Source organism: Streptomyces sp. NPDC008121 (genome assembly GCF_042957155.1).
Taxonomy (GTDB): Bacteria; Actinomycetota; Actinomycetes; order Streptomycetales; family Streptomycetaceae; genus Streptomyces.
The window spans coordinates 1-1,174 of the sequence record NZ_JBIBHT010000060.1; the positions used below are offsets into that span (position 1 = coordinate 1).

Genomic DNA, 1,174 nt, shown 5'->3' on the forward strand with positions numbered 1-1,174 from the left:
CTGCTGACCCGCAGCGGAGACCAGCACCCCGTGCTGACCGCGCTACGCGACCACCTGCGCACCGCAGGCCCGCCCAGCCCACCCGACATATGGGCGCCCGACTGGGTAGCCCACTGACCAGACGACCGAATTAACGGACAGGTCCCTTAGGGCTTGCCGGGAATCAACATGTTGAATCCCGGCAAGCCCTAAGGGACCTGCGTTCCCCTCGAACACTTGGGAGTTGGACTGATCCGAAGTGCTATGCCTGGTTGGAGGGGCGGACGTCTTAGAAGTCATCTCATTTGGCGAGTCGGCGGTAGCAGATGAGGGTGCAGGCGATGCTGGTGAAGGCCAGGAAGTGGTCGGCCTTGCGTTCGTAGCGGCGGTGGAGTCGTCGGCAGCCGGCGAGCCAGGACATGGTGCGTTCGATGGTCCAGCGGTGTCGGCCGAGTCGCTGCGAGGTCTCGATGCCTTTGCGGGCGATGCGGTGCCGGATTCCGCGCCCGGATAGCCATTGCCGCAGGTGGCGGTAGTCGTAGCCCTTGTCGGCGTGGAGCTTGCCGGGCCGGCGTCGACGGGGGCCCCGGCGGGAGCGGATGGGCGGTATGCCCTTCACGAGCGGGATAAGGGCTTGGCTGTCGTGGACGTTGGCGCCGGAGATTGCGACGGATATGGGCAGACCGGTCCGCTCGGTGATCAGATGGATCTTCGACCCGTACTTGCCCCGGTCGACAGGATTCGGACCTGTCAGGTCCCCCTTTTCAAGGCCCGCATGTTCACCGAGTCGATCGCGCACCGCGACCAGTCCAGCTCCCCGCGGGTCCCGAGTTCGTCGAGGACCAGGCGATGCAGCTTGCCCCACACCCTGGCCTTCGACCACTCCGAGAACCGCCGGTGGGCGGTCGCTCCGGACGGGCCGAACGACGCCGAAGGCAGCTGCTGCCAGGTACAGCCCGACGTGGCCACGAAGACGATCGCGGCCAGCACTTCCCGGTCGCCGTGCCGACGCCGGCCACCACCCTGCGGCCGCGACGGCGCCTCCGGCACCACCCGCTGGAACAACTCCCACAACTCGTCCGGCACCAGCCGCTCAACGATCCCCACCATGACTCATAGACTACCGAGTCACCCAAATGAGATGGCTTCTTAGGAACCACCTTTCGCCGGGGTGCCGTTGACGTACCCCGGCGGA

General features: G+C 66.4%; 1 protein-coding gene. It reads right to left on the minus strand.

Annotated features, from left to right (window positions below):
- Positions 1 to 280: 280 nt before the first annotated feature.
- A protein-coding gene (locus ACFZBD_RS35180; protein ID WP_388090941.1) for an IS5 family transposase occupies positions 281 to 1,089 on the minus strand; the annotation gives its coding sequence in 2 pieces (ribosomal slippage) (positions 281 to 741 and positions 741 to 1,089; 810 coding nt in all).
- Positions 1,090 to 1,174 lie beyond the last annotated feature (85 nt).